Origin of the sequence: Okeania sp. SIO2B9 (assembly GCF_010672505.1) — a bacterium.
GTDB classification, from domain to species: Bacteria; Cyanobacteriota; Cyanobacteriia; order Cyanobacteriales; family Microcoleaceae; genus Okeania; species Okeania hirsuta.
On sequence record NZ_JAAHGK010000736.1, the window covers coordinates 1 to 3915 of the forward strand.

7 protein-coding genes are annotated in these 3915 nt (G+C 35.9%); 5 read left to right on the plus strand and 2 right to left on the minus strand.

Annotation, left to right across the window (positions count from 1 at the left end; all coding sequences use genetic code 11):
- The first annotated feature begins 168 nt into the window (after positions 1-168).
- From F6K13_RS22495 to F6K13_RS22505, 3 genes are read left to right on the plus strand one after another with little or no spacing between them, the layout of a single operon-like run.
- Positions 169-756 carry a hypothetical protein gene (locus F6K13_RS22495; RefSeq protein WP_287288434.1) on the plus strand — a complete coding sequence of 196 codons (588 nt, stop codon included), beginning with the start codon at positions 169-171 and terminating at the stop codon, positions 754-756.
- 2 nt (positions 757-758) lie between these two features.
- On the plus strand, positions 759-986 hold the full coding sequence (locus F6K13_RS22500) for a hypothetical protein (RefSeq protein ID WP_287288435.1): 228 nt from the start codon (positions 759-761) through the stop codon (positions 984-986).
- A 15-nt stretch (positions 987-1001) separates the two neighbouring features.
- A complete protein-coding gene (locus tag F6K13_RS22505) occupies positions 1002-1415 on the plus strand; it encodes a hypothetical protein (protein WP_287288437.1) in 414 nt (137 codons plus the stop codon).
- Between the two features lie 150 nt (positions 1416-1565).
- Here F6K13_RS22505 and F6K13_RS22510 read toward each other — a convergent pair whose 3' ends face one another.
- Positions 1566-2723: a transposase gene (locus F6K13_RS22510; RefSeq protein ID WP_287288439.1), complete on the minus strand. Its 1158-nt coding sequence runs from the start codon at positions 2721-2723 to the stop codon at positions 1566-1568.
- A 34-nt stretch (positions 2724-2757) separates the two neighbouring features.
- On the opposite strand from F6K13_RS22510, the gene tnpA reads away from it, so the two are divergent.
- Positions 2758-3162, plus strand: a complete 405-nt coding sequence (tnpA, locus tag F6K13_RS22515) for an IS200/IS605 family transposase (RefSeq protein ID WP_287288441.1) — start codon at positions 2758-2760, stop codon at positions 3160-3162.
- A gap of 133 nt (positions 3163-3295) precedes the next feature.
- On the opposite strand, the gene F6K13_RS22520 is transcribed toward tnpA, so the two are convergent.
- The gene (locus tag F6K13_RS22520) at positions 3296-3475 is read right to left on the minus strand and encodes a hypothetical protein (protein ID WP_287288443.1); all 180 of its coding nucleotides are present in this window, start codon (positions 3473-3475) and stop codon (positions 3296-3298) included.
- 151 nt (positions 3476-3626) lie between these two features.
- Here F6K13_RS22520 and F6K13_RS22525 point away from each other — a divergent pair.
- Positions 3627-3915, plus strand: a 289-nt coding sequence (locus F6K13_RS22525) for a hypothetical protein (protein ID WP_287288444.1), incomplete at its 3' end; no start/stop codon positions are given.

Genomic DNA, 3915 nt, shown 5'->3' on the forward strand with positions numbered 1-3915 from the left:
CTATTATTATAGTCTTACTTAGTTCTGCAAGACTATAATAATAGATGTATGCGAGCCATTTCCGCTAGAAAATTCTATAAGCAAAAAACCTAGATGTTTAAATGTAAAACTAAAATTACAATTCGATCCTTTTAAAGCTTGCTACTGTTACAAAGTCAAAGAAATAACATGAATCAAAAACAGCGTCTCTTAATACTGGATTTAGACAACACAATTAGGCAAACTATTAGTGGAAACGAGTTTATCAACGACGATCCAGAAGACCAAGAACTAATTAAGGGAACAGCCCAAAAGATAAAAGAATATAAAGATGCTGGTTATCGAATCGTTGGTATCACCAACCAAAAAGGGGTTTCTCTAGGGTATAAGACCTTAGATAATTGTATCAAAGAACAAAGATTCACTCTGGGATTATGCCCCGAATTAGAGAGGATTCTATTTTGTCCAGATGACGGGGACTCTCTAGTAATAATATCTCGTGAAGCTACTTTTATGATTAATAGCAAAACATTTTTAAATAGCAACATGATTGATGAATATAAGTCCTTAGATAGTAGTATAATCAAGGGCTTTGATTCTTTTAGGAAGCCTGGAATTGGAGCGATTCAATTTTTGTCGTTAGATAGAGATATTTGTCGCGATCGCAGCTTATTTGTGGGAGACATGGAAACCGATTTACAATGCGCTGAAAAAGCAAAAATTAAATTCCTTTATCCTCAAGAATGGCTCGATAAAAAAGTAGGAGATTTTGTTTAATTATGTATATTTTTCGTTATCCAGTAGTACCGTGTTTTTCCCCAAAGATTCTTAGTATTGCTAAACTCTTTTTCCTTGTTCCATACCGTAGTTTATTCACTATAAACAAACTAGAATTGGGTCTAGCTATTCTTTGCCCTAGAAAACAGAACAAAGACATTTTTCGGGAAAAATATTTAGATACTTTATGCGATCGCGGATTTAAGGTTTATACAGAAATTTATTTATAGCTTGATTCTGCAACTATGCAGCCATATAAGTCTATTCCTTGGAATGGCACTTATCCTGTTATAAAAGAAAAAAAAGTTTACAAGAGTCTTGCTGTATATAACGATGAAAACTGGTTTGTAGGAAGTCCTTTAATGGCACTTAAGTTTTATAAGCTTGGCATAATGCCAACAGTTATTAAAGGTCGCACTATTTGTTCCATTGGCTATAGCGAACAGCAAAATATTTGGTATGGCTGGACACCCGAACGCATGAGAGGCTTTAAAATTGGCGATGAAGTAAAACTAGGCGACGCAATTAACGAGAGCGTCTGGACTGATGATTACTTAGCTAAGAATCCCCACAAAGATTTGTCTTTGCCCATTGGGTTTAAAGCCGAAACTATAGAGGATTGCAAGCGTATGGCGATCGCATTTGCCAATAGTGCATAAAGAGTAATTAAGTTCAAAATAGTAGGACAACAAAAGATGAAAATATTAATAGCTGGAAGCAATAAAGATGGAAACGATTTATTGACGACTCCCCACAAATAACATTCTGAACGAATGTTCAAGAAATTTGGGGGATTCTCCAGTCGAGAGTTAATCGATTGGGTTACATTGAAGATGAGGATGAAATCTCACTCCAACGGGACTCGCCATCAGTCCGACTACTGGGACGAATCCCAGATACTTTTTACGGATGTTGTAGCATCCGACCCCATCACGGTGATGCCTAAACCCACATTTGCACTTATATTCCCTATTTTTCGGCTTGTGCCTTTCACCACAAGCAGGGCAAGTCTGCGAAGTGTATGCTTCGTTAATTAATTCGGTTTTGATTCCAACTTTCGCACATTTATACTCTAATTTTTGTCTAATAGAACCAGCACTCCACTGATGAAGTTTTTGGTTAGCTTTTTTGCCATAGTTAATATTTTTTCTGATATTTCGGACATCTCCTATAACTAGCGTTTGAATGCCTCTTTTCTGTAGCATTGAAACTGCTTTGCTGGTTAATTTGTGTTCGATATCTTTGATTTGATTGTTAATCTTAGCGAGCTGCTTTTGCTTAGACTTAATTAATTGTTTTCGTCTTTTACTACCTCTTTTTTTTGTGTCTATTAATTTAGATAATTTGGCTTTAAGTTTGTTCTGATACTGTCGTTTAGAACGAAGTAAACGTCCGTTAAAGATGTCTGTATCAACACCATCGGAGAAAGCCATTGGGTGAATCTCTCCTAAGTCGCATCCAGAGATGTTCCCCGTTTCTTTGGGCATCACTTTCTTTTGCCGATAACAAGCCCTCAATTCATAACATTGAGATTGCTTATTCCAACCCATTTCTATCTGTTTTGGTTTTTCCCAATGCCAGTTAACTATTAGAGGTTGATTTCCTTTGCCATTAGAAAGTCGAAGCTTACCATCCTTTAACTTAATAGCTGACTGCTTCCAAATAACTTTGTAGAACCAACGTCTTCGTTTAGGAGGCTTGCTATTGGGGTCTAGTTTTTTTCTGCTTCTCCACGATTTTAAGGAAGCGTAGAAAGACTGAGTGATAGCATCGCAGGTATGAGCGTGAAGCTTACTTGATATATGCCATTTCTCCATTGAGTAACCAGACAGCCAGATATTTTTCTTCCGTACTGTACGCCAAAAACTAATCAAAGTCCTTGAATACAATTCACCAGCAGCACGAGCTAAATCGTCTAACTGTGATGTTTTGCCTATCTTTATTTTGCGTACTAGATACTGAGGCATAATAAAATTAGATAGCTTTGACTAAAATAATACCATGCCTCAGTTTAAATCCAATCACAACATTGTGTATTGTTGTAAATATCATGTTGTTTGGTGTACCAAATATAGAAGAAAAGTCTTAACTGAAAAAGTTGATATTAGGCTCAAAGAACTACTAAGAGAAATAGCTCAACAGATTAATGTAGAAATATTAGAAATGGAAGTAGGAGAAGAGAATCACGTTCATTTATTATTGTCTCTAGACCCTCAATTTGGAGTGCATAGAGCCGTTAAAAGGTTTAAAGGGGCAACATCTCGATACTTAAGGTTAGAGTTCCCCTGGCTCAAAAAAAGATTACCTAGCTTATGGACAAACAGTTACTTTGTTTCTACATCAGGAGGTGCGCCACTAGCTAAAATCAAAGAATATATCCAGAATCAAAAGCGTAGCGAGAAGTAGGTAGGGAATAAATTCCCTCCTTCGAGCTTATCCCCATGTCTGAAGCCAGGGGCTTGCGCTCTCAGTTTTTTCAGTCAAGGGTTGACAGGATAATGGTTTCGGGAAAATTATTGATGAATTGGCAACCCAGTTTTTACTGTTTTCCCATTTTCTTTTTCATATATGTTTGTAAAGCCTCATCCATGATTTGTCTCATTGTCCTGCCTTCCTGCTCTGATAAGGCTTTTAAGCTAACAAATAACTCATCGGACATTGCAACCCGTTTTTGATTTCTGCGATATTTCTTTTCTGAAGCTTCTAGTGCTTGTGTCATGGTGCGGTCTTGATAATTTTGCAGCTTTATTATATCGTATGCGATCGCTTAAGCAGTATTTTAAATGACAATATGTAAAAATCGCGCTAACTTATGCTAACGCGATCGTTTACGCACAATATTTTCCTCAGTAATAGATTATCAAAGAACCATGAACAAAGAAGCTAAATTATTAATATCAGAGAGTCTTTCTACTATCTTAGATTGGGAAAAACTCAAGAAAACTGGGGATTTAACAAACCATGAGATAAGTTGGTTTGAACATCTTTTAAAGAAGAATAAGATTGACTTAAAAAATACTCATATCCCCGTCATTGAATATCCAGAAATATATAAAGAATTAATGTTACTAATCAATGACCAAATACAAAATTATCTAAATATTAAAATTCATAAGTCCCCTAGTCTTGCAGAACTAAGTAAGACTATAATAATAGATA

Bases quoted from the DNA above. Each gene is read 5' to 3' on its own strand.
- F6K13_RS22495 (WP_287288434.1), top strand. From the start codon at position 169: ATGAATCAAAAACAGCGTCTCTTAATACTGGATTTAGACAACACAATT.
- F6K13_RS22500 (WP_287288435.1), top strand. From the start codon at position 759: ATGTATATTTTTCGTTATCCAGTAGTACCGTGTTTTTCCCCAAAGATT.
- F6K13_RS22505 (WP_287288437.1), top strand. From the start codon at position 1,002: ATGCAGCCATATAAGTCTATTCCTTGGAATGGCACTTATCCTGTTATA.
- F6K13_RS22510 (WP_287288439.1), bottom strand. From the start codon at position 2,723: ATGCCTCAGTATCTAGTACGCAAAATAAAGATAGGCAAAACATCACAG.
- tnpA (WP_287288441.1), top strand. From the start codon at position 2,758: ATGCCTCAGTTTAAATCCAATCACAACATTGTGTATTGTTGTAAATAT.
- F6K13_RS22520 (WP_287288443.1), bottom strand. From the start codon at position 3,475: ATGACACAAGCACTAGAAGCTTCAGAAAAGAAATATCGCAGAAATCAA.